The sequence below is a fragment of the Demequina sp. NBRC 110051 genome (genome assembly GCF_002090055.1).
Lineage (GTDB): Bacteria > Actinomycetota > Actinomycetes > Actinomycetales > Demequinaceae > Demequina.
In genome coordinates, this window is sequence record NZ_BBRH01000009.1 from 200,670 (window position 1) to 220,600 (window position 19,931).

A 19,931-nucleotide genomic window follows, 5' to 3' on the forward strand; every position below is an offset into this window, starting at 1 on the left:
CGGTCGCCGTCTCCCTAAGAGGCGCCCTCGTCCCCTCGCCGCGGCCGAAACGCCAGCGTCGCGAGCAGCGCGCCGGCGGCCGCCAACGCGATCGCGAGGACGGACGACAGCGGGGTCGACAGGTAGTGGGCGACGGTCTGCACGGGGTCGGCAAACGCATCGGCCATCGTGGCACCCAGGGGCGCCGGAAGCGCGATGGAATCGAGACAGGATTGGCCCACGGCCACGCCGACCAATAGGAACGCGACGCCCATCGCCACGGCAACCGTGCCCGTCGCCCAGCCCGTGGGACGACCCGCGAGCCTCAGCCCCGAGCCCACCAGGATGCCTACCACCGGAGCCGCCGCCTGAATCTCCTGGCCCACCAGAATGTAGAGCGAGGCGTACAGGACGGCTCCCATCACCCCAAAGCCCAGCCCCGACGCGAGGGCACGCAACCACGAGGCTCGGCGGACAATGGGCGTCGGGTCCGTGCGGGGTCCTAGCGGCGGCGGGGGAAGCCTCGACATCCAGTCGGGCGCGCCGGTGCCGGCAACGTGCTCATCCGGGGTGGGGGTGAAATGCGCCGCGCGCGCACCATCGACGTGACTCACCGCGCCCCCTCATCCCTCATGCGGAGGCCCCGTGCCCCCTCGCGATGCGACTTCAACGTGGCACAGCGACCAGCGACGCGGCAAGAGAGGCGCCGCGCCGTGTGACGCAGATCACACCGCGAACGGGACAAAGCCCCACGATCCGCCCCGTCGGGGGGCACCACGACGAGCGCCTACGATGGATGCCATGCCTACCGTCGAGCTCGTCCGCGACGCCCTTAGCAAGGTCATCGATCCCGAAATCCGCCGCCCCATCACCGAGATCGGCATGGTCCGCTCGATCGACGTCGACGACGCCGGAGTGGCCACGGTGGGGATCGACCTCACCACCCAAGGCTGCCCCATGAAGGAGCGCATCACGGGAGACGTCACGGACGCCGCGGCGAAGGTCGCGGGCGTCACCGACGTGAAGATCGAACTGGGTGTGATGAGCGAGGAGCAGCGCCTCGAGCTGCGCTCCAAGCTGCGCGGCGGCAAGCCCGAGCCCGTCATCCAGTTCACCCAGCCGGGCAACATGACGCGCGTGTACGCGATCGCCTCGGGCAAGGGCGGCGTCGGCAAGTCGACAGTCACCGCGAACCTCGCGGCCGCGATGGCGAAGGACGGCCTCAAGGTGGGCGTGCTCGACGCGGACATCTTCGGCTTCTCGATCCCCGGCATGCTCGGCGTGACCGGCCAGCCCACGCGCCTGGACGACATGCTGCTGCCGCCCATCGCGCACGAGGTCAAGGCGGTCTCGATCGGGATGTTCGTGCCCGCGGGCCAGCCAGTGGTGTGGCGCGGCCCCATGCTTCACCGCGCCATCGAGCAGTTCCTCGCCGACGTGTATTGGGGCGACCTCGACGTCCTCCTGCTGGACTTGCCGCCCGGCACCGGCGACATCGCCATCTCGGTGGCACAGCTGCTGCCGCACGCCGAGCTGGTGGTCGTCACGACCCCGCAGTCGGCGGCCGCGGGCGTCGCGGAGCGCGCCGGCTCGATCGCAACCCAGACGTCCCAGAACGTCGTGGGTGTGGTCGAAAACATGGCGTGGCTCGAGCAGGCCGACGGCTCGCGCCTGCACGTCTTCGGTGAGGGCGGCGGCCAGGTGGTCGCGGACCGCCTCACCAAGACGCTAGGCACCTCGGTGCCCGTCCTGGGCCAGGTCCCGCTCGACATCACGGCACGCGAGGCGGGCGACGCGGGCACGCCCGTGGTCATCTCCGACCCCGCCTCGCCCGCGGCCGAGGCCCTCACGGCCGTCGCCCGCTCGCTCGCGAGCCGCCAGCGCGGCCTCGCGGGACGCTCGCTGGGCGTCACGCCCATCAAGCGTTAGGCAGCTTTCCAGGGGCCGATGCCGTAGTTGGGCCCCGTGGGCGGGTGTAAGTCCCGGGTCAGCTCAGATCCGCGGAAGGGTCTTAGCCCCACGGACGGCCCCAGCCCGTGATCAGCGCCGCGACGACGCCGGCGAGCAGGGTGCCCGCACTGAAGGGCGGGGTCGCGAGCGCCGCAAGGAGGGCGTCGTTGAAGGACGGCCCTTCCGCGCCGATCATGCTGAGCACCTCGTTCTCGCCGCCCACGGCGCCGGTGACGGCCATGACGTGAGCGCCGAAGGCCGCGGCGATCGCCGCGGTCGCCAGGGTCCACCCGTCTGCGTTCCGTGACAGGGTGCGCACCGTGAACCCCGCGGCGGCCGCGACGGCCGCGCCGAGCACCATCAGAGCGAGCGCTCCGGGATCGTCCGGCACCATGAACGACAGCAGCAACCCGAGCACGAGGGACAGGCCGAGCGCCACAGCGGCGGGCGCCATCGGCACACGACGCACACGCTCAAGCGCCGACACGGATGCGGTGGACTCGCCCGCCGGCGTCGCCGTCTCGCCGCCGGGGCTCGTGTGCTCGGCCATGATGGGGCTCCTTCGCATTCCTCGGGATACCGTCCGCATCCCTCTATGCATCAGGCACGACGGTATCCGATAATGAACCCCGTGACAGTCCCTGGTCCGGGCGGCGCGCCCACGTGGATGCCCGCCTGGGCACGCGGCCACGGCGAGTACGCGGTGCGCGAGCTCTTCACGCGCACCTACGGGGGCGAGCCAGACGGGGTGTGGAGCGCCCCAGGCCGTGTGCTGATCATCGGCGAGCACCTGGACTACAACGCCGGCCGTACGCTCGCCACCGCGACGCCGCATCGTCTCTATGTCGCGGCGCGCGTACGCAGTGACCGCCGCCTCCGCGCCGTCGAGGGCCAAGCAGACGAACTTCCCGGCCCTCAGGGGATGTGGGAGGCGGACATGGACCACCTGCGCCCCGGCGAGACGCCTGGGTGGCCCCTCTACATCGCCGCCGCGCTGTGGGCCCTCCAAGAGCGCGGGTACGACGGCCCGGGGCTCGATATCGCCGCGACCAGTTGCATCCCCGTGGGCGGGGGACTCGCGGGGTGGGCTGCCTTGGAGGCAGCGACCGTGATGGCGGCCGATGCACTCTGGGGTCTCGCTCTCGGCTCCACCGAAGAGGGACGCACCGAGTTGGCGCAGACCTGTTTTGAGGCCCAACGCGACTTCATCGGTTCACCGTTCGGCGGCACCGATCAGCACACGTCGCTCCGCTGTCGCGAGGGCGAGGCGATCTCGCTTGATTTTTCCTCACCGCCACCCACCGCGGAGCGCTTCGACCTGCCGTTTCGCGAGTACGGCCTCGGGCTTCTGGTGGTGCGCACCGCGGACATCTACCCCATGGCAGATCCCGTGTTTCTGCAGCGCCAGCGCGAGTGCGACGCGGCGGCGCGAGCGCTCGGCGTGAGGTGGGTCGGCCAGGTCACGGACCAGCCCGACGCCCACGACCGTATCGCCGCACTCGAGGACCCCACGCTGCGCAAGCGGGCGCGACACATCGTGTCCGAGATCGAGCGCGTCGCGGCAGTCGAGCAGGAGTTGGCCGGCACGGGCCCCGCGCACGATCGATTCACGGCCATCGGCCTGCACCTGTACCGCTCCCACGCGTCGCTCGAGACGCTCTTCGAGGTCTCCACGCCCGCGCTCAACCGTGCCGTCGACGCCGCCTATGCGGCGGGAGCCCTGGGCGCGCGCATGTTCGGCGCGGGCCGCGGCGGCTCCTGCCTGGCGCTCGTGCGACGGATCGAGGCCGAACGCACCGCGGAACGCATCCGCGAGACGCTGCTCAGCGCGGGCGACCCGGAGCCCAGCTTCGCCCTGGTCTGACCGCCCGCGCGACGAAGAGCTACAGGTCGTAGTCGACGATGAGCGGCGCGTGGTCCGACCACCGCGTGTCGTACGACGGCGCGCGGTCCACGCGCACGTCCGTCACCGCGGCCGCAAGCGCGGGCGAGGTGAGCTGGTAGTCGATCCGCCAGCCCGCGTCGTTGTCGAAGGCCTTGCCGCGCTGCGACCACCACGTGTACGGGCCGGGTCGATCGCCGGCGTGCACGCGGTGCACGTCCACCCAGCCTGCCTCGATCCAGCGGTCGATGTAGGCGCGCTCCTCGGGCAGGAACCCCGCGGACTTGAGATTGCCCTTCCAGTTCTTGATGTCGTTGTTGGTGTGGGCGATATTGATGTCACCCATCACCACGACCCGCTCATGGGCGCCCGCGAGCGCCTCAAGCCGCGCGGTCATGAGCTCAAGGAAGGCGTACTTGTCGGCCATCGACTCGGGCTTGTCGACGTTGCCCGAGTGGACATACACCGACACGATCCGCACGTCACCCGCAGGTGACGGCACGGTCGCCTCGACCCACCGACCCGTGTGCGTGGCGGCGGTGGCGGACTCGCCGAGCGCCGCCGCGCCCACGTGCACATCCGACAGCGCGGCGCGCGACAGGATCGCGACGCCGTTGCGCCCCTTCTGCTCCGAGATGTGGTCGGCCACGTGCCAGGCCTCGCCCAGTTCGCCGGCCAGCAGGTCCTGCGGTGCGCGCACCTCTTGCAGGCACACCACGTCCGCCCCGACCTCGTCGAGCCACGGCAGCATGCCCTTGCGCAGGGCGGCGCGCACCCCGTTGACGTTGACCGACACGATCCGCATCAGCGAATCCCCGCCTTCCTCTCGCTTGCTTCGACGACGTTCGCGAGCAGCATGGCCCGCGTCATGGGGCCCACGCCCCCGGGGTTAGGCGAGAACCACGACGACGTGGCCACGGCATCGGCCGCAATATCGCCCGCCACCTTGGACTTGCCCGTCTCGGGGTCGGTCACGCGGGACACGCCCACGTCGATCAGCACGGCGCCGTCCTTGACCATGTCGCCCGCGATGATGCCCGGGACGCCGGCGGCGGCGACGATGACGTCGGCCTCGCGCGTGTGCGATGCCAGATCCGCGGTGCCGGTGTGGCACAGCGTCACGGTGGCGTTGACGTCCTTGCGGGTGAGCAGCAGGCCGATGCTCCGGCCCACGGTCGTACCGCGGCCCACCACGACGACGTGCTTGCCATTCAGGTCGATCCCGTGGCGCTCGATGAGCTCGATGATGCCCTTGGGCGTGCACGGGAGGCTCGACTCGACGGGCTCGGCGATGCGCAGCACCAGGCGGCCCAGGTTGGTCGGGTGCAGTCCGTCGGCGTCCTTGTCGGGGTCGATGAGCTCGAGCACCCGGTGGGTGTCGATGCCCTTCGGCAGCGGCAGCTGGACGATGAATCCGGTGCACGCGGGGTCCTCGTTGAGGCGCGCGACGGCGGCCTCGATCTCCTCTTGCGTCGCGGTCTCGGGAAGATCCTCGCGGATCGAGGCGATGCCCACCTCCGCACAGTCGCGGTGCTTACCGGCCACATACCAGGTGGACCCCGGGTCCTCGCCCACGAGCAGCGTGCCCAGACCGGGGGCGACGCCGCGCTCGGCGAGCGCGGCGACCCTCTCGGTGAGCTCGGCCTTGATGGCCGCTGCGGTGGCGGTGCCGTCGAGCTTCTGGGGAGCCATTACTGGGCGAGGCCCTCGTACAGCGGGAAGTCGTCCGCGAGGCGCTTGACGCGCGCGCGCAGGCCCTCGAGGTCGGCCGTCTTGCCGCCGATGAGTGCCTGGGCGATGACCTCGGCAACCTCGGTGAACTTCTCGGCGCCGAAGCCGCGGCTCGCGAGCGCCGGGGTGCCGATGCGCAGCCCGGAGGTGACCATCGGGGGACGGGGGTCGAAGGGCACCGCATTGCGGTTGACGGTGATGCCAACCTCGTGCAGCAGGTCCTCGGCGTCCTGACCGGTGAGCTCGGAGTGGCGCAGGTCGGCGAGCACCAGGTGCACGTCGGTGCCACCGGTGACGACGTTGACCCCGGCCTCGATCGCGTCGGCGGCCGTGAGGCGCTCCGCGATGATGCGAGCGCCTTCCAAGACGCGCGCCTGGCGCTCCTTGAACTCGTCCTGGGCTGCGGCCTTCAGAGCCACAGCCTTGGCGGCGATCACGTGCATGAGCGGGCCGCCCTGCTGGCCGGGGAAGACCGCGGAGTTGAGCTTCTTGGCGAGCACGGTGTCGCGCGAGAGGATCATGCCCGAGCGGGGGCCGCCGATGGTCTTGTGAATCGTCGTGGACACGACGTCCGAGTGCGGCACGGGGCTGGGGTGCAGGCCCGCGGCGACGAGCCCGGCGAAGTGCGCCATGTCGGTCCACAGCGCGGCGCCGACCTCGTCGGCGATCGAGCGGAAGGCCTCGAAGTCGAGGTGGCGGGGGTAGGCGGACCAGCCGGCGATGATCACATCGGGACGCTCGGCGAGTGCCTGCTCGCGGACCTGGTCCATCTCGATGCGGTGGGTGGTCTCGTCGAGCCCGTACGCGGCGACCTCGTAGAGCTTGCCCGAGAAGTTCAGCTTCATGCCGTGCGTGAGGTGACCGCCATGGGCGAGCGAGAGGCCCATGATCTTGTCGCCGGCGTTGACGAGGGCGTGCAGCACGGCGGCATTGGCGGTCGCGCCGGAGTGGGGCTGGACGTTGGCGTACTCGGCGCCGAAGAGGCTCTTGGCGCGCTCGATCGCGATGGTCTCGGCGACGTCGACCTCCTCGCAGCCGCCGTAGTAGCGGCGCCCGGGGTAGCCCTCGGCGTACTTGTTGGTGAGGACGGAGCCCTGCGCCTGGAGGACGGCGCGGGGAACGAAGTTCTCCGAGGCGATCATCTCGAGGTAGGTGCGCTGGCGACCAAGCTCGCGGTCGAGGACCTGGGCGATCTCGGGGTCGAAATCCTGCAGCGAGGCGTTCATGACCTCGTGCGTGGCGCTGGAGTCGGTCGTCATGTCATTCCCTTAACGTCAGGGCGGCGCGGGGCCGCCGGTTGTCCGGTGACCTTGGCCCAGGCGTACGACCAACAGTCGGCGAATGCGTGCCGCTCCCTCGTGGTGACCCACTGCGCCAGTCGCGACGCGCGCCAGTCTAGCAACGGGCCGATGCCGTGGCACCTTCGCGACCTACCTCCAGGTCCACTCGCGCTCACGAGGCGAACCGATGCGCCAGCGGCTCGACCACCACGTGAAATCCGTCAGCGGCGCGAGCGTGGTGGCGACGACGGGCCTCGACGCGAGGTACGCGAAGCCGAGGGCTCCAAGGGCTCCAAGCGCGGCCGCCGCCAGCCCCGTCACGCCGATGCCGTCACCGGCGACGTACCAGGGCATCAGCACGATCGGGTGCAGGAGATACACCGTGAGGGTGCCGCGTCCGATCGAGTCGAGCACGGGAAGGTGCCGATACGACAGCGCGATCACGGCAAGTACCAGGACCGCGGAGGCGGCAAGGATGACGGCGCGTCCCACGACCCCCTCGACCGTCTCCAGACCGAGCCTGTCGTACGAACGCGCCATGTGGAAAGGCCGGATACTTTGCTCGCCCACCACGGCGACGGCCCAGGCGGCCGCCGCCAGGAGAAGCGCGGCCCCGGCCCACCACCACCGCGCGAGCCGCTCGAGCCACTCCTGCTTCCAGAACAGCCCCGCCACGAAGAACGGCAAAAAGCCGAGGATGCGCGACAGCGAGTAGTCATAGCCAATGAACGGAGCCGCCCCCGCCGCGAGCGCCAGGAGGACAGCAATCGCGATCGACCACGGCGAGCGCGCCAGCAGGATCGCGGCCATGCGCCACACGAAGAGGGCCAGCAGGTACCAGAGGGTCCAACTGACTCCCGGAAAGCCGAGCGAGAAGGCGTTGTCGGTCAGGTGCGCAATCAGCACCCGGTGCAGGATCTGAAACACCAGGAACGGGAAGAGCAGCCGCGCCACCAAGCGCCCCACCGACCACGTGCGCGACATGCGCGTGAGGTAGCCGCTGAGCCACACGAAGGCCGGCATGTGGAACAGGTAGATGAAAAGCTCGACCGCACGGGCACCCTCGCCCGGTACGAGCAGCATCACGTGGCCGTAGACGACGAGCACGATCAGCACGCCCGCGAGCGAATCGAGGCGACGATCACGGTCCCCCATCCCGGGCACGGCGGTGGAGCCGGGCATCCGCCCTCCTTGCGCTGTCGGGCCGCGGCCACCATCGGCACGGGTTCACCGCATGGTCCACGAAGCGGCGCGTCGTGGTCAATGGGGATCGCCGCGCACGACCCCAGTACGATGTGGCCCCAAACGCCGATGATGTTGCCGCGAAGCGCTGAGGATGTGCCGCCGTTGATGAACCCGAGGCTGAGGGCCCGTGCCTTGCGCGGGCGCATGACGGCTCGGATGGACCGGCGAGCGGCGAGGCGCGCGCTGCGCGTGGCGGACCTGCGGGCGCCGCGGGTCCCCGGCGCCGACCTCGTCGTCTCACGCGACCCGGCCGGCCGGCGTTCCATGACGCGGGTCGAGGGCCGCTGCGCCATCGACTCGATCAGCATCAGTGAGGGCGAACGCGCGCTCGTCATCGAGGGCCGGTGGCGAGGCCGGACACCCCGCGCTTTGGTGCTGCGCGGCGCGCGGGTCGACACCCGCGCGGACCTCACCATGCTCGAGGACAGCCGCTTCGAATGCCGCCTGCCCCTGCATGCCGAGGGTTGGTTGGGCCAGGACCGGGTAGTCCCCTGCGGCACCTACGTGATCCAGGTGGACGACGGCCGCTCGGCGGCGCGCATGGTAGTGGCACCGGCGAGCCTGCGACAGACGCTGCCGATCAAGCACCAGGCACCCTTCGCGCACATCAAGGTGGGCCGCGCGGCGCTGGGCCAGATCACGGTGACGCTTGCCCCACCCCTCACATCCGAAGAATCGGGTGTCCAGGGCCGCGCTGCTGTCACCTCCGTCAAGAGGCCCACCCCTGTGGTGAAGGACGCCGTCTTCCTACAGTCGTGGTTTGGTAAGACCTTTTCCGACAGCCCCGCTCCCCTGGCGGACGCGCTTCGCCATCACTGCCGGGAGGTGCTCGTCGGCGTGCGCGACTTCTCGGTCGAGGTGCCCGACCACGTCACTCCGGTCATCGTTGGCTCGCGGGCATGGTGGGAAGCCATGACCTCCGCCCGCGTGGTGGTCGACAACAGCTGGACACCCAAGGAGTTCAAGCGCAGGCCCGGGCAGAAGGTGGTCCAGACCTGGCACGGCACCCCGCTGAAGAAGCTGGGCTATGACCGCTCGCAGCACGAGGGCAGGCCCTCCACGCCGCAGAGCTTCAGGTGGGGAAGCTCGAAGTGGGACCTGCTGGTCTCCCCCAACGACTACTCGACGGAGATTCTGCGCCGCGCCTACACCTATGACGGTGAGATCGCCCAAGTGGGCTACCCCCGCAACGACGTTCTGGTTGCAGACGATGGCGTGCGCTCCCGGGTGCGCGCGTCGCTCGGCATCGCCGCGGACACGGTGGTGGTGGTCTACGCCCCGACGTTTCGCGAGTCGCAACAGGGGCGCAGCGTGTTTTGCGACGTGGAGGCCTTGGGCCGCGCACTAGGTCCCGGCTTCCAGTTGCTCGTGCGCGGCCACAGCGCCGCCCTACGTCCCGGCACGCACCACCACGGATCTCACGCGCTCGACGTCAGCACGTACCCGGAGTCCTCGCACATCCTTGCCGTCGCCGATGTCCTCGTCACCGACTACTCGTCCGTGATGTTCGACTTCACCGCGACTGGTCGCCCCGTCGTGTTCTTCACGCCGGACATGGATGCCTACGCTCAGGACGGGCGCGGGGTGTACTTCGACCTGGAATCCACCGCCCCGGGTCCCGTGGTGCGCCGCGAAAGCCAGTTGGCCTATGAGGTGCGGCGCGCGTGGCGAGAGCGGGCCGCTGTGTCACCGCGCTACGAGACGTGGAGGACGCGCTACAACGGGCATGACGACGGCGGCGCCACCGAGCGCCTGGCGTCGCGCATCAGGGAGTGGCTCTAGCAGTGAGTGGCTCTAGCGGTCGCCACCGGCGTGGCGGCCGCCTTTGACGTGACCGCGCCCCACCCAGAACCGGTAGTCCATGAGCGGCCGCGTGGCGCGGATCACCGCCGGCCGCGACACCGCATACGCGAAGAGGGGCGCGGCGATCGTCATGATGAGGAGCCAGGCTCCCTCGCCGATCACCGTGGAGTAGCCGTACTCGCGCCCGGGGTAGAGCACCAGCGGGTGCAGGAGATAGATCACGAGCGAGGCCGCCCCGGCCTGTGCCAGCCATCCGCGCGTCCAGCCCGTGAGCGACACGAACGCCAGGGTGAGAATGAATCCCGCCGCAAGAACCCCGGCGCGCACCAGGATCCCGTCGGTGTCCGAGTAGTCGAGGTCCGCGTAGTCCTCGTGCAGGAAGAAGATGCGCCGGCTGACATGGTCCTCGGTGATGAACGCGTAGACGCCGGCGGCGACGAAGGCCGCGAAGGCCACGAGGCGCACGGGGAGGTGGCGCAGCCGCGCGAACCACTCGTCCTTCCAGGTCAGGCCCAGCGCGAAGAAGGGCAGGAAGCCCAGGGTGCGGGCGAGCGAGAGGTCGGGGCCGATGACGGCGATGACCCCCGCTCCCAGCGCCACCGCGAACGTGATGGGCACCAGGTAGCGCACACGCTCGAGCCATGGGGCGGCCAGGCGCCACACCAGCAGGGACAGCAGGTACCACGTGGTCCAGGCCGGCTGGACCAGGCTGGGCCAGTGCCACGTGCCCGTCACCGCGGACTGCACCACCGCATGCAAGACCTGAAACACCACGTAGGGAAACAGCAGCCGCGCCGCAATCTTGCCCGGCGACCAGTGGGATGACTTGCGCGTGAGGTACCCGGACAGGAACACGAACGCCGGCATGTGGAACATGTACAGCCACTGCTCGAGAGTCTCGGCGTAGGGGCCCGACAGGGGCGCGATCGCGTGCCCCCAGACCACCAGGACGATCAGGAGCCCCACGGCCGTATCGATGGAGCGATCCCTCGACGGCGCCGGATTTCCGGACGCCTGCGGGCGCGCCGGAGTAGCGGTGTTCATCATTCCTTCATTGTCAATCGCCCGAATCTGTGGAAATTCTCAGGTGGCCGACGTTGACGAAGGGAGGGCTAGTTATCGCCCCTCACCACGCCGGGGTCGGCATCGTCGTCGACGATGGCCCCCGACTCGAGCACCTTGCGCAGATAGGCGTAGGTGAGATCGCCGTTGACCTGGTCGAACTGGTGCTCGTAGCCCGCCTTGTTGTACAGCGAGATGTTGTGCTTGGAGTTCTGGCCGGTAAAGACCCAGACCTCACGCGTGGTGTCGGGCAGGTACCCGAGCACCGCGAACAGCAACTGCGTGCCGATGCCGTGACCCTGCTGGTCGGGCACCACCGCGAGGCGCCCAATGGTCGCCTTGTCGCCCTCGAGCCCCACACGGATGGACCCGATGAGGCGGTGGCCCTCCCAAGCCCCCAGAGTGACGACATCCTCCGACTCCAGGTCGACGATGAGCTCCTCGAGCGTCTGCGTCAGCGCCGGAATGTGGGGGTCGCCGTACAACTGCGCTTCCGTGACAAAGGCGGCACGTCGCACAGTCAACAGTTCGCCGGCGTGGTCGGTTCCCACGACATCGATGCGGACGCTCTCGGTCTCAGCCATGCGTCCATCCTGGCACGGAAGGCTGCGCGACCACAGCCATGACGCGCGGGCCCGGGACCGCGCACGCCTGCCGGGTACGCTTGCCTGGTGCGTCCCCTCTACCCGGCGTCCCTGTCAGCCCAATTCACCGTCGAACGCGGTGGGCGTTGCTAGCGCCGTTGCGCTCGCTCGCCGGGGCCGCGATTCGTCGCCTTGGCCTGCTGCCCGGCGGGGTGCCGGACGGGCGCGGCGACGACGACAAGCTCGGCGACTACGTCATTCGCTCCGAGTCGCTGGTCTTTTTCCCCGACCCGCCGGAAAACCTATACCAGTTGCGCCAGTGGTACGGCGCCCTCGCGGAGCTCGACAAGTTCGGCGGCGTCAGCGTCGTCACCCAGGACAGCCGTACGGCACGCGCGGTGCGCGACGAGACCGACTTCGAGGTGCTCGTGGTCGCGCGCAACCGGACCTTTGCCGGGCTGGTGGACCGCGGCAACGCCAAGATCGCGATCTATGTGGGCCACGCCAATAACAACATGGTGGGACTGCGCTCGACCGGCCTCGCGCACATCTTCCTTGCGCACGGTGACTCCGATAAGTCCGTCTCGGTGTCCAACCAGGTCAAGGGCTTCGACTACACGTTTGTGGCGGGCCCGGCCGCGATCGAACGCTACGCGGCCGAGGTGCTGTTCTTCGACGCCGAACGCCACCTGCGCGTGGTGGGGCGCCCCCAGCTGCCGTCGCGGGTCTCGCGAGACGAGGCCCGCGTGGTCCTGTACGCCCCCACCTGGGAGGGATCGCAGGAGACCAACGCCTATTCCTCGGTGAGTTCACACGGCGAGGCCATCGTGCGGTCGCTCCTCGCGGCCGGCTACACGGTGCTGTACCGCCCGCACCCGCGCCTGGGAGTCTCCGACCGCCGCTACCGCGAGGCCGACCAGGCCGTGCGTGCCATCGTCACGGCCGCCGGCGAGCGCGGCGAGGTCGACGTCACGGCCGATCAGACCGACGCGATGCAACGGGCCGATGTGTTGGTCACCGATATCTCGGCCATGAGTTCCGATTGGCTGGGCCAGCGCAAGCCGCTGCTCGTCACCGTGCCGGTGACACCGCAGGCGGTTCCGGCCGGCCCGTCTCGCCTTCACGCGCAGGTGCCGCGCATCACGGCGGACCAGGCGCACGGCACCGGCGAACTGGTGCGCCAGACCGTCGCGGACCCCGAGCACCTCGCCACCATCGCATCGCTCGCGGAGCATTACCTGGGCGGATTCGATGCGGCGCAGGCGACGGAAGCGTTTGTGCGCGAGTGCCGCGAGGCCGCCGCGCAGCGGGACCGTGAACGGGCCGTGAAACAATCCGGTCATGCACCGTCCTGACGATCGCCCGTCGCACCCCACCATCGAGCAGATCCGCGAGGTCTGCCAGCCGCCCGAGATTCGCGGCCGCAAGAACTCCGAGCACTGGACCGGCGACGTCTTCACCCGGTCCCTCTCGCCCTACCTGACGCGCTTCTTCGTGAGCGCGGGACTCAGCGCGAACGCGGTGACCGTCGGCATGATTCTGTGCGGTTGGGCGGCGGCCGCGGCTCTGCTCATTCCCGGCTGGTGGGGTCCCCTGCTGGCCGCCGTCTTGGCGATGGGCCAGATGCTCCTGGACGCCTCTGACGGCGAGGTCGCGCGCTGGACCCGCAAGATGGGCCCGCGCGGCATCTTCCTTGACCGTATCGCTCACACCACCACGGAGTCCCTCGTACCCATGGCGGCGGGCCTGCGCATTGCGCTCGAGTCCGCCCCCGTCGACTGGCGGTGGGCCTTCGCCGGCGCGCTGCTCGGCATGCTGGTGTTGTGGAACAAGTCGCTCAACGACGGGTCGCGTTTGGCGCGGGTCCAGGGCGGGCTACCGCTGGCCAAGGAGGACACCGGCATCAAGGTGCCCACGGTCGGCTGGGTCGCCCGTGCACGCCGCGCGGCGAACCTGGTGCCCATTCACCGCGCGTATCACTCGGTCGAGCAGACCCTCGTGATGCTCGCCTTCGCGATCGTCGGCACCCTCGCGGGTTTCAACGGCGTGGCCGTCGCTGTCGCGGTGCTCCTCGTCGCGGCGCCGTTCGTCATCGCCGGCCACACGTTGGCGATCCTCACCTCGGCACAGCTCAAGGCGCCGCCGGCCTCCTAGGCCGGCCACGGCATCGGCCGTCCCTAGTAGTTCGCGGTAAACGACCACAGCCACGGCGACTTGCCGTTGGCAAGCTTGCTGCGGATGCTTTCGGCGCCCGTGATCGTCGAGGTCTTGCCGGCGGACGATGTCGCGGTCACCTTGGTCGCGGCCGCGTCCGAGCCGCCGGCGGTGCGGCCGGTGACCTTGATCGACACCACGTCCGATAGCCCAAACACCGACTTCGCGGTGGTCTGGCTGAGCGTTTGGGTCCAGGAGCGGTTGGGGTTGATCGAGGTCTCGGACCAGGGGTCATCCGTGGAGCGCAGATACGACAGCGTCGCGCTCCAGATGTCCTCGCTGTTCTCGGTCTGCCCGCCCGACGATGAGAAGTAGTAGGTCCGCGCGATGGAGCCGCCACTGGTGAGCACCTTGCCCTTGGTGCCGCTCACCGTCGCGTTGACTGCGCTCACCCAGCGCTTGCCGTAGTACGCGTTGGTGCCCTCGTTCTCCTTGCTCCAGCCGGCGAAGTTCTGGTCGCTCGTGTCATCGACGATGTTGCAGTCGCACGACGAATCGATGCCGCCGTTGAGGGCCCGCACCGCGTAGCCACGCGCGACGATGGCCTGAGCCTGGAGGGCGTCCGTGTCCCACGACGAGGGCATCTCGGCGATCCCGTACATGTACTCCGTGTTGAGATCGAGGACGTTGACGATGTTCAGCCGGCTCGCGGGCACCGAGATCAGCATCTTCCCGTGGCGGTACGTGCCGTGCGTGGCGGGGATCTTGGAGGCGCCGGTGCCCTTGTAGATGTCGACGTACACGTCTTCGGAGGATCCGGACTGGTAGTACGAGGTGCTCTCCCACTGAAGGGAGATGTCCTTCGTCGCGGTGACCTTCTGGCCGCCGTCGCGCTCGACGGTGATCGAGGTGCCCGATCGCGTGATGTGAAGGTACTCGTTGTTCTTGCCGGTCCATGTGGTGTGCGGGCTGGAGCTACCCGAATTGTAGAAACGCATGACCCACTGACCGTCGTCGGTGGTGTCCGAGCCGGGCGAGCGCACCACGAGCGTCACCGAACTGGTCCAGTCGGTGCCCTTGCCGTACACCTGTACGGCGAGGTCCTTGGATGCCTCGACCTGAGACACCGAGGTGCCCTTGTAGTAGTACTTCAGGATGTCGCTCGCGCTCTTGCCGTCGAGAGCCATCGCCTGCGCGCCATACTGGGACATACCGACGCCGTGGCCGTAGCCGGCGCCCTTGACCGTGAAGCTCGTCGGGATCAGCGGCTTGACGCTCGGACTGCCGCTCAGACGGTAGAGGAAGGCCGCCGTGGCCTCGCGCGAGACGCCCGACTTGGGGCGGAAGGTGCCGTCCGCGTAGCCGGTGGTGATGCCCGTTGAGCGCAGCCACGTGACCTCCTTGTAGAACTTCGAGGAGGTGGACATGTCCTTGAACGGCGACGTCTTCGGGGAGCTGAACGAGGGGCTGCCCTCGTAGCGGTACAGGAAAGCCGCCATCGCGTCACGGTCGATGGTGTTCTTAGGGCGGAAGGTGCCGTCCGCCCAGCCCGTGGTGATCCCCTGCTTGGACAGCCAGACGATCTCCCTATAGAACTGCGAGCTCGTCGGCACGTCCATAAAGGGCGACTTCGAGGGAAGCGACACCGACGGACGCCCGCTCAGGCGGTAGAGGAATGCCGCAAAGGCCTCGCGAGAGACCTCGGCCTTGGGCTTGAACGTGCCGTCGGCGTAGCCCGTCGTAATGCCCTCGCCCGCCAGCCAGGAGATTTCTTTGGCGAACTGGTGGGTAGCAGGCACGTCGGAAAACGTGGTCGCCGCGGTCGCGGGGGTCGCGGGCGCCACGAGGAGGGTCAGCGCGACGCCCATGACGGCGACAAAGGCTGCCGCGAGGCCTCTCCGCTTGACGGCACGGGGGGTCATTGCCATTGCTACGTTCTCGCTCACACCAAGTCCACTTCGTGACACAAGTGACTAGTGTGACACCTGTGAACTCTGCGTCAAGGGGGTGAGAGGAATCCGACGGCGCCGATGTCTCACGTCGGAATTGCGGCCGTTCAGATCAGTGCGCTAGGCGTCAGTACGCTGGGCGCCATGACGCAGACCGACACCCGCTATGTGCTGAGCCTGTCCTGCCCCGACGGCCCCGGCATCGTGCACGCCGTCTCCGGCGCCCTGGCCGAGCTTGACGGCAACATCACGGAATCCCAGCAGTTCGGGGACCCGGACACGGGACTGTTTTTCATGCGCGTCGAGGTCACGAGCCCCGCAGAGCGCCCCGTCATGGAGAGTGCGGTCGCTGGCCTTGCGGCACGCTTCGGGATGACCTGGAACCTCGACGTTGCGGGACGCCGTATGCGGACCCTGGTGCTGGTGTCGAAGGCCGCACACTGTGCCAACGACCTGCTGTTCCGTGAGCGCGCCAAGACGCTGCCCATCGACATCGTGGCGATGGCGGGCAATCACACCACACTTGAGCCGCTCGCGTCGTTCTACGGCAAGCAGTTCCACCACGTGCCGGTGACGGCAGACACCAAGGCCGATGCGGAGGCTCGGTTGTTGGCCCTCGTCGATGAACTCGATGTTGAGCTCGTGGTGCTCGCGCGCTACATGCAGATCCTCTCCCCCGAGCTGTCCGAGGCTCTGCGCGGGCGCGCGATCAACATCCACCACTCGTTCCTGCCGTCCTTCAAGGGGGCGAGGCCGTACTTTCAGGCGCACGACCGCGGGGTGAAGCTGATTGGCGCGACGGCTCACTACGTCACGAGCGACCTCGACGAGGGACCGATCATCGAGCAGGAGGTGGAGCGGGTGGACCACTCGCACACCCCTGAGTCGCTGACCGCCGTGGGCGCCGATGTGGAGCGCCGCGCGCTCGCCCGGGCGGTGCGCTGGCATGCCGAGCACCGGGTGCTCTTGGACGGGCACCGCACCATCGTGTTCCGCTAGCCGCGGGAAGCCAGTTCCACTCGTCGGGGGACGCCATTCCCCCCTCGCGACCGGGAGCCGCGACGGTAGCGTCGGCACATTCCGGAAATACCTGAGCAGAAGTGGGATTGTTCACACCAGATTCCCTTCGCGTGTCGCGCGCGGATAACTTCACGCCTCATGAAGGCAGTTCTCACCCGCGCCACGATCGCACTCGCATTTGTCGCCACCCTTACGGTGGGCGCCGCTGTTCCCGCCACCGCGGCGACGAGCGGCGACGACCGTATCGAGACCGCGACGAACGCCTACCGCGCCTCCCACGGTGTCGACGACCTGGGCCGCAACGGCGGCGTGGACTCTGTCGCTCAGACGTGGGCGGAGCACATGCGCTCCACTCGGACCCTGGCCCACAACCCCAAGTTCGGTTCGCAGATGCCGCAGCGGGGCCTGTCGAGCTGGGGCGAGAACGTGGGCTACGCGTGCGGCTACGGCGGCGTGAACGCCAACGTGGACGCGATCATCAAAGGCTGGAAGAACTCCTCGGGCCACCGGGCCAACATGCTGCGCTCGACCTTCACCGACATCGGCATCGGTGTCGCGTATGACTCGGGTCGCGACTGCGTGTGGGCCGTGCAGGACTTCGGCCGCTACACCGCCTCCACGTCGGCCGCTGGCTCGATGTTCTGGGACGTGCCGGCGAGCCACCAGTTCCACGACGAGATCGAGTGGCTGGCCACCGAGGAGATCACTACCGGCTACTCGGATGGCACGTTCCGTCCGTCGAACGACGTGACCCGCGAGGCCTTTGCGGCCTTCCTCTACCGCTACGCGGGAGAGCCTCGGTTCACGGCCCCGAGCCGTTCGCCGTTCAAGGACGTGCCGTCGTCGTCGCAGTTCTACAAGGAGATCTCGTGGCTGGCTTCGACGGGCATGACGACCGGCTGGTCGGATGGCACGTTCCGCCCCAAGCAGGAGATCTCCCGTGAGGCGATGGCGGCGTTCCTGTACCGGTACTCGGGAGAGCCGAAGATCTCGGTTCCGAACCGCTCTCCGTTCAAGGACATGAGCACGGGCGACCAGTTCTACCGCGAGGTGGTGTGGCTGCGCAGCACGGGCATCACCACGGGCTTCTCGGACGGCACCTTCCGCCCCTCGGCCGATGTGACGCGCGAGGCCACGGCGGCCTTCTTCGAGCGAGCCTCGAGCATCCTCTAACCGCTGTTGCAGGACTCCGCCGGGCTTCGACAGGCTCTTTCCGGCGTTGTCGCACTCAGGATGCGCTAGAGAGCCCGTTCGGGCGTATGACCGCCCCTCCGAAGCCCTCACTCCGCTCGCACACCATTTCCGTCGTCTTCGTCCCGCTCACCCGGGTCCACGAGCGAGCACGGCGGAACTGAGTCTCAAGCCGTGCGGCACTGACTGATCTCGAATGCTCGGATGTCGTCCGCGCGGACCCGTATGACACTCGGCTCGAGCGTGGGGCGGTTGGCGGCGAGCGACGCCGAGCGCCCGGCTCATCGCACCAGTCACGCAGCTTGAGTCATCGGCACCGCGCTCGTGGCGGGAAGTCGCGCTCCCTTCACGCTCGCTTGCGGCGATCACGGACTCAACGAGTACGCGGCTCCTGGGGTCGGGAGCCATGGCACATGCTGAGGTGCCTGATGCCCGACCCGTGGACGGCCGGTCCGGCTCTGGTCCCGTCGGAGACGTCCGTCGTCGCCTGTGGTCACCGACTGTGGTGGCGGCGATGGGGGTGCGGGCGATGACGTCGGCGGGGTCGGGCAGATGGTCGCCGTACACGGCGGTCGCGTCGAACAGACGCCGGCCTCCGGGTTGGGGTGTGCGTTCCGGGTCCAAGTGCGCGGGCGGGATAAACCACACCTCAGTGTGGGTGGCGACGATGATCCAGCCTTCACGGTGGACGTCGTGGTGACACCTCACACACAACGTGACACCGTTGTTCGTCTCCGACTTTCCGCCGAACTCGTTGGGGACGATGTGGTGGCCGTCGTCTGCCGACACCGGCAGCGAGCATTTCGCGCATCCGCCATCACGGATCAACATCGCGGTGCGCTGTCCGGGGTTGAAATAGCGGCCACTGTAGCCCACATCAAGTTTGCGTGAACGCTTCCCCAAGACCACGGGCACTAGACCGGCGCGAGCCATCATGCGGCGAAGCTCTCCCGCGTCCGGCGTGGTCGAGAGCCCCTCGATCGTGGCACCCAGGACGCTGTCACCGTTCGCGGCAGCGAGCATCGTGTCGTAGTCCATCGTCACAATGACTTTGGCACTGGCATGGGGAAGATTCTTGACGTTGCAGCCGGACAGGTGGCGGGCGAACTCTCCCATCGCATCGGCACACACCTGTCCCGGGGTGCGTTCATCAATCGTCACCACGAAGCCTTGTCTTTCGGCGTCCTGGGCGCGTTTCTTGGTGCGAAAGTGCTGATTGACCATGGCATCCATGACCGCTACCAAGGGGGCACCGTTCTCAGGATCAAGTTGCCCGTTGATACGGATCATCCCGTCCGCGTTCTCACCGATATTCAAGAACCTGCGTTGACGTCGCCCGGCGGCGAGCTCCTCCAGATGCTCGGCGTCGAGACGATCCCTCCACCGGCTGATGACCTGCCCCAGCCGGTAGGACGTCATGTGACGGGCCTTGAACACCAAATCCTTCTCAGCCTCGACCATGAGACCCACGTCCGCGCGATCGGCGACGCTACGCAGCATCCTGGTGATCGCCGTCGCCGCCTCCGCACCTAACTGTCCGGCAGCCGACGCGGCCGCCACATGCGCAAACACCGGACCCGACGGCGCCGGCCGCGGTGCGGGTGCGGGTGCGACGGGATGCTGCGAGGGTCCGGGAGCAGCGGGAGCGTCGCCGGTGGAAAAGAGAGAACCATCAGACCCGACGTCGCCGCCGACATCAGGCTGGTCACTCTCGCTCGGGCTGCCATCGCTCCCGTTGACGTCACGGTCGTGTGGATCGGGTGGACTCGAAGACTCGGCCGCCTCACGCGCCGCCTCCTCAGCAGCCTTCGCCGCCCGCTCCGCATCCGCGAGCGTCTCACCAAGCTCAAGGAGACGACGCGCCTCCGGCCCAGACACCCCCGCCTGTTTCTCCACCATCGCGACCGCATTGCGATGCCCACGCGCACGTGCGAACCCCACCCCACGACCACCCGAGTCGGACCGAAACGACTGCGCCGCAGCCACGACCGCCATGATGCGATCCGTCGCCTGACGCACCGACCCGGCCGCGAACCCCAAATCCTCCACCGCATCGCCCATCGCGAGCGCCTGAGCAAACGTCAACGTATCGCCACGCAAC

General features: G+C 68.6%; 17 protein-coding genes and 1 riboswitch. Of the genes, 7 read left to right on the top strand and 10 right to left on the bottom strand.

The features are described from left to right. Nucleotides 1-14: 14 nt before the first annotated feature. Nucleotides 15-593 (bottom strand): hypothetical protein, encoded by a 579-nt coding sequence (locus B7K20_RS04665; protein ID WP_144018534.1) that lies wholly within the window; start codon nucleotides 591-593, stop codon nucleotides 15-17. A 187-nt stretch (nucleotides 594-780) separates the two neighbouring features. On the opposite strand from B7K20_RS04665, the gene B7K20_RS04670 reads away from it, so the two are divergent. After that, nucleotides 781-1,908, top strand: coding sequence for an Mrp/NBP35 family ATP-binding protein (locus tag B7K20_RS04670; RefSeq protein WP_084101095.1), 1,128 nt, complete (start codon nucleotides 781-783; stop codon nucleotides 1,906-1,908). Between the two features lie 82 nt (nucleotides 1,909-1,990). Here B7K20_RS04670 and B7K20_RS04675 read toward each other — a convergent pair whose 3' ends face one another. Continuing rightward, nucleotides 1,991-2,479: a hypothetical protein gene (locus B7K20_RS04675; protein ID WP_084101025.1), complete on the bottom strand. Its 489-nt coding sequence runs from the start codon at nucleotides 2,477-2,479 to the stop codon at nucleotides 1,991-1,993. Nucleotides 2,480-2,560: 81 nt separating this feature from the next. Here B7K20_RS04675 and B7K20_RS04680 point away from each other — a divergent pair, with 81 nt between their 5' ends. Beyond that, complete coding sequence (locus B7K20_RS04680; RefSeq protein WP_159449323.1) at nucleotides 2,561-3,793, top strand: galactokinase family protein; 1,233 nt, start codon at nucleotides 2,561-2,563, stop codon at nucleotides 3,791-3,793. A 19-nt stretch (nucleotides 3,794-3,812) separates the two neighbouring features. On the opposite strand, the gene B7K20_RS04685 is transcribed toward B7K20_RS04680, so the two are convergent. The 4 genes from B7K20_RS04685 to B7K20_RS04700 form a co-directional block, all read right to left on the bottom strand. After that, the gene (locus tag B7K20_RS04685; protein WP_084101029.1) at nucleotides 3,813-4,616 is read right to left on the bottom strand and encodes an exodeoxyribonuclease III; all 804 of its coding nucleotides are present in this window, start codon (nucleotides 4,614-4,616) and stop codon (nucleotides 3,813-3,815) included. Further along, the gene (locus tag B7K20_RS04690) at nucleotides 4,616-5,503 is read right to left on the bottom strand and encodes a bifunctional methylenetetrahydrofolate dehydrogenase/methenyltetrahydrofolate cyclohydrolase (RefSeq protein ID WP_084101031.1); all 888 of its coding nucleotides are present in this window, start codon (nucleotides 5,501-5,503) and stop codon (nucleotides 4,616-4,618) included. The genes B7K20_RS04685 and B7K20_RS04690 overlap by 1 nt, the downstream gene beginning before the upstream one ends. Then, complete coding sequence (glyA, locus tag B7K20_RS04695) at nucleotides 5,503-6,801, bottom strand: serine hydroxymethyltransferase (RefSeq protein ID WP_084101033.1); 1,299 nt, start codon at nucleotides 6,799-6,801, stop codon at nucleotides 5,503-5,505. The genes B7K20_RS04690 and glyA overlap by 1 nt, the downstream gene beginning before the upstream one ends. Nucleotides 6,802-6,848: 47 nt before the next feature. Continuing rightward, a riboswitch (ZMP/ZTP riboswitch) is annotated at nucleotides 6,849-6,934 on the bottom strand. 38 nt (nucleotides 6,935-6,972) lie between these two features. Then, on the bottom strand, nucleotides 6,973-8,004 hold the full coding sequence (locus tag B7K20_RS04700) for an acyltransferase family protein (protein WP_084101035.1): 1,032 nt from the start codon (nucleotides 8,002-8,004) through the stop codon (nucleotides 6,973-6,975). A 252-nt stretch (nucleotides 8,005-8,256) separates the two neighbouring features. On the opposite strand from B7K20_RS04700, the gene B7K20_RS04705 reads away from it, so the two are divergent. Further along, nucleotides 8,257-9,849, top strand: coding sequence for a CDP-glycerol glycerophosphotransferase family protein (locus B7K20_RS04705; protein ID WP_159449324.1), 1,593 nt, complete (start codon nucleotides 8,257-8,259; stop codon nucleotides 9,847-9,849). Nucleotides 9,850-9,861: 12 nt separating this feature from the next. On the opposite strand, the gene B7K20_RS04710 is transcribed toward B7K20_RS04705, so the two are convergent. After that, nucleotides 9,862-10,917, bottom strand: coding sequence for an acyltransferase family protein (locus tag B7K20_RS04710; protein WP_084101039.1), 1,056 nt, complete (start codon nucleotides 10,915-10,917; stop codon nucleotides 9,862-9,864). 65 nt (nucleotides 10,918-10,982) lie between these two features. Then, a complete protein-coding gene (locus B7K20_RS04715; protein ID WP_084101040.1) occupies nucleotides 10,983-11,516 on the bottom strand; it encodes a GNAT family N-acetyltransferase in 534 nt (177 codons plus the stop codon). A 146-nt stretch (nucleotides 11,517-11,662) separates the two neighbouring features. On the opposite strand from B7K20_RS04715, the gene B7K20_RS04720 reads away from it, so the two are divergent. Then, on the top strand, nucleotides 11,663-12,871 hold the full coding sequence (locus B7K20_RS04720; RefSeq protein ID WP_159449325.1) for a CDP-glycerol glycerophosphotransferase family protein: 1,209 nt from the start codon (nucleotides 11,663-11,665) through the stop codon (nucleotides 12,869-12,871). Continuing rightward, nucleotides 12,858-13,670 carry a CDP-alcohol phosphatidyltransferase family protein gene (locus B7K20_RS04725; RefSeq protein ID WP_084101044.1) on the top strand — a complete coding sequence of 271 codons (813 nt, stop codon included), beginning with the start codon at nucleotides 12,858-12,860 and terminating at the stop codon, nucleotides 13,668-13,670. The genes B7K20_RS04720 and B7K20_RS04725 overlap by 14 nt, the downstream gene beginning before the upstream one ends. Before the next feature lie 23 nt (nucleotides 13,671-13,693). On the opposite strand, the gene B7K20_RS04730 is transcribed toward B7K20_RS04725, so the two are convergent. Next, a complete protein-coding gene (locus B7K20_RS04730; protein ID WP_084101046.1) occupies nucleotides 13,694-15,598 on the bottom strand; it encodes a SpoIID/LytB domain-containing protein in 1,905 nt (634 codons plus the stop codon). Nucleotides 15,599-15,763: 165 nt separating this feature from the next. On the opposite strand from B7K20_RS04730, the gene purU reads away from it, so the two are divergent. Then, nucleotides 15,764-16,618, top strand: a complete 855-nt coding sequence (gene purU, locus B7K20_RS04735; protein ID WP_084101097.1) for a formyltetrahydrofolate deformylase — start codon at nucleotides 15,764-15,766, stop codon at nucleotides 16,616-16,618. 159 nt (nucleotides 16,619-16,777) lie between these two features. Next, a complete protein-coding gene (locus B7K20_RS04740; protein WP_084101048.1) occupies nucleotides 16,778-17,812 on the top strand; it encodes an S-layer homology domain-containing protein in 1,035 nt (344 codons plus the stop codon). A 147-nt stretch (nucleotides 17,813-17,959) separates the two neighbouring features. On the opposite strand, the gene B7K20_RS04745 is transcribed toward B7K20_RS04740, so the two are convergent. Beyond that, nucleotides 17,960-19,931: HNH endonuclease signature motif containing protein (locus B7K20_RS04745; RefSeq protein WP_144018536.1), on the bottom strand; the 1,972-nt coding region annotated here is incomplete at its 5' end.

Coding starts and splice junctions, on each gene's coding strand:
- B7K20_RS04740 (WP_084101048.1), top strand. CDS start 16,778: ATGAAGGCAGTTCTCACCCGCGCCACGATCGCACTCGCATTTGTCGCC.
- glyA (WP_084101033.1), bottom strand. CDS start 6,801: ATGACGACCGACTCCAGCGCCACGCACGAGGTCATGAACGCCTCGCTG.
- B7K20_RS04690 (WP_084101031.1), bottom strand. CDS start 5,503: ATGGCTCCCCAGAAGCTCGACGGCACCGCCACCGCAGCGGCCATCAAG.
- B7K20_RS04710 (WP_084101039.1), bottom strand. CDS start 10,917: ATGATGAACACCGCTACTCCGGCGCGCCCGCAGGCGTCCGGAAATCCG.
- B7K20_RS04675 (WP_084101025.1), bottom strand. CDS start 2,479: ATGGCCGAGCACACGAGCCCCGGCGGCGAGACGGCGACGCCGGCGGGC.
- B7K20_RS04715 (WP_084101040.1), bottom strand. CDS start 11,516: ATGGCTGAGACCGAGAGCGTCCGCATCGATGTCGTGGGAACCGACCAC.
- B7K20_RS04685 (WP_084101029.1), bottom strand. CDS start 4,616: ATGCGGATCGTGTCGGTCAACGTCAACGGGGTGCGCGCCGCCCTGCGC.
- B7K20_RS04670 (WP_084101095.1), top strand. CDS start 781: ATGCCTACCGTCGAGCTCGTCCGCGACGCCCTTAGCAAGGTCATCGAT.
- B7K20_RS04725 (WP_084101044.1), top strand. CDS start 12,858: ATGCACCGTCCTGACGATCGCCCGTCGCACCCCACCATCGAGCAGATC.
- B7K20_RS04730 (WP_084101046.1), bottom strand. CDS start 15,598: ATGGCAATGACCCCCCGTGCCGTCAAGCGGAGAGGCCTCGCGGCAGCC.
- purU (WP_084101097.1), top strand. CDS start 15,764: ATGACGCAGACCGACACCCGCTATGTGCTGAGCCTGTCCTGCCCCGAC.
- B7K20_RS04700 (WP_084101035.1), bottom strand. CDS start 8,004: ATGCCCGGCTCCACCGCCGTGCCCGGGATGGGGGACCGTGATCGTCGC.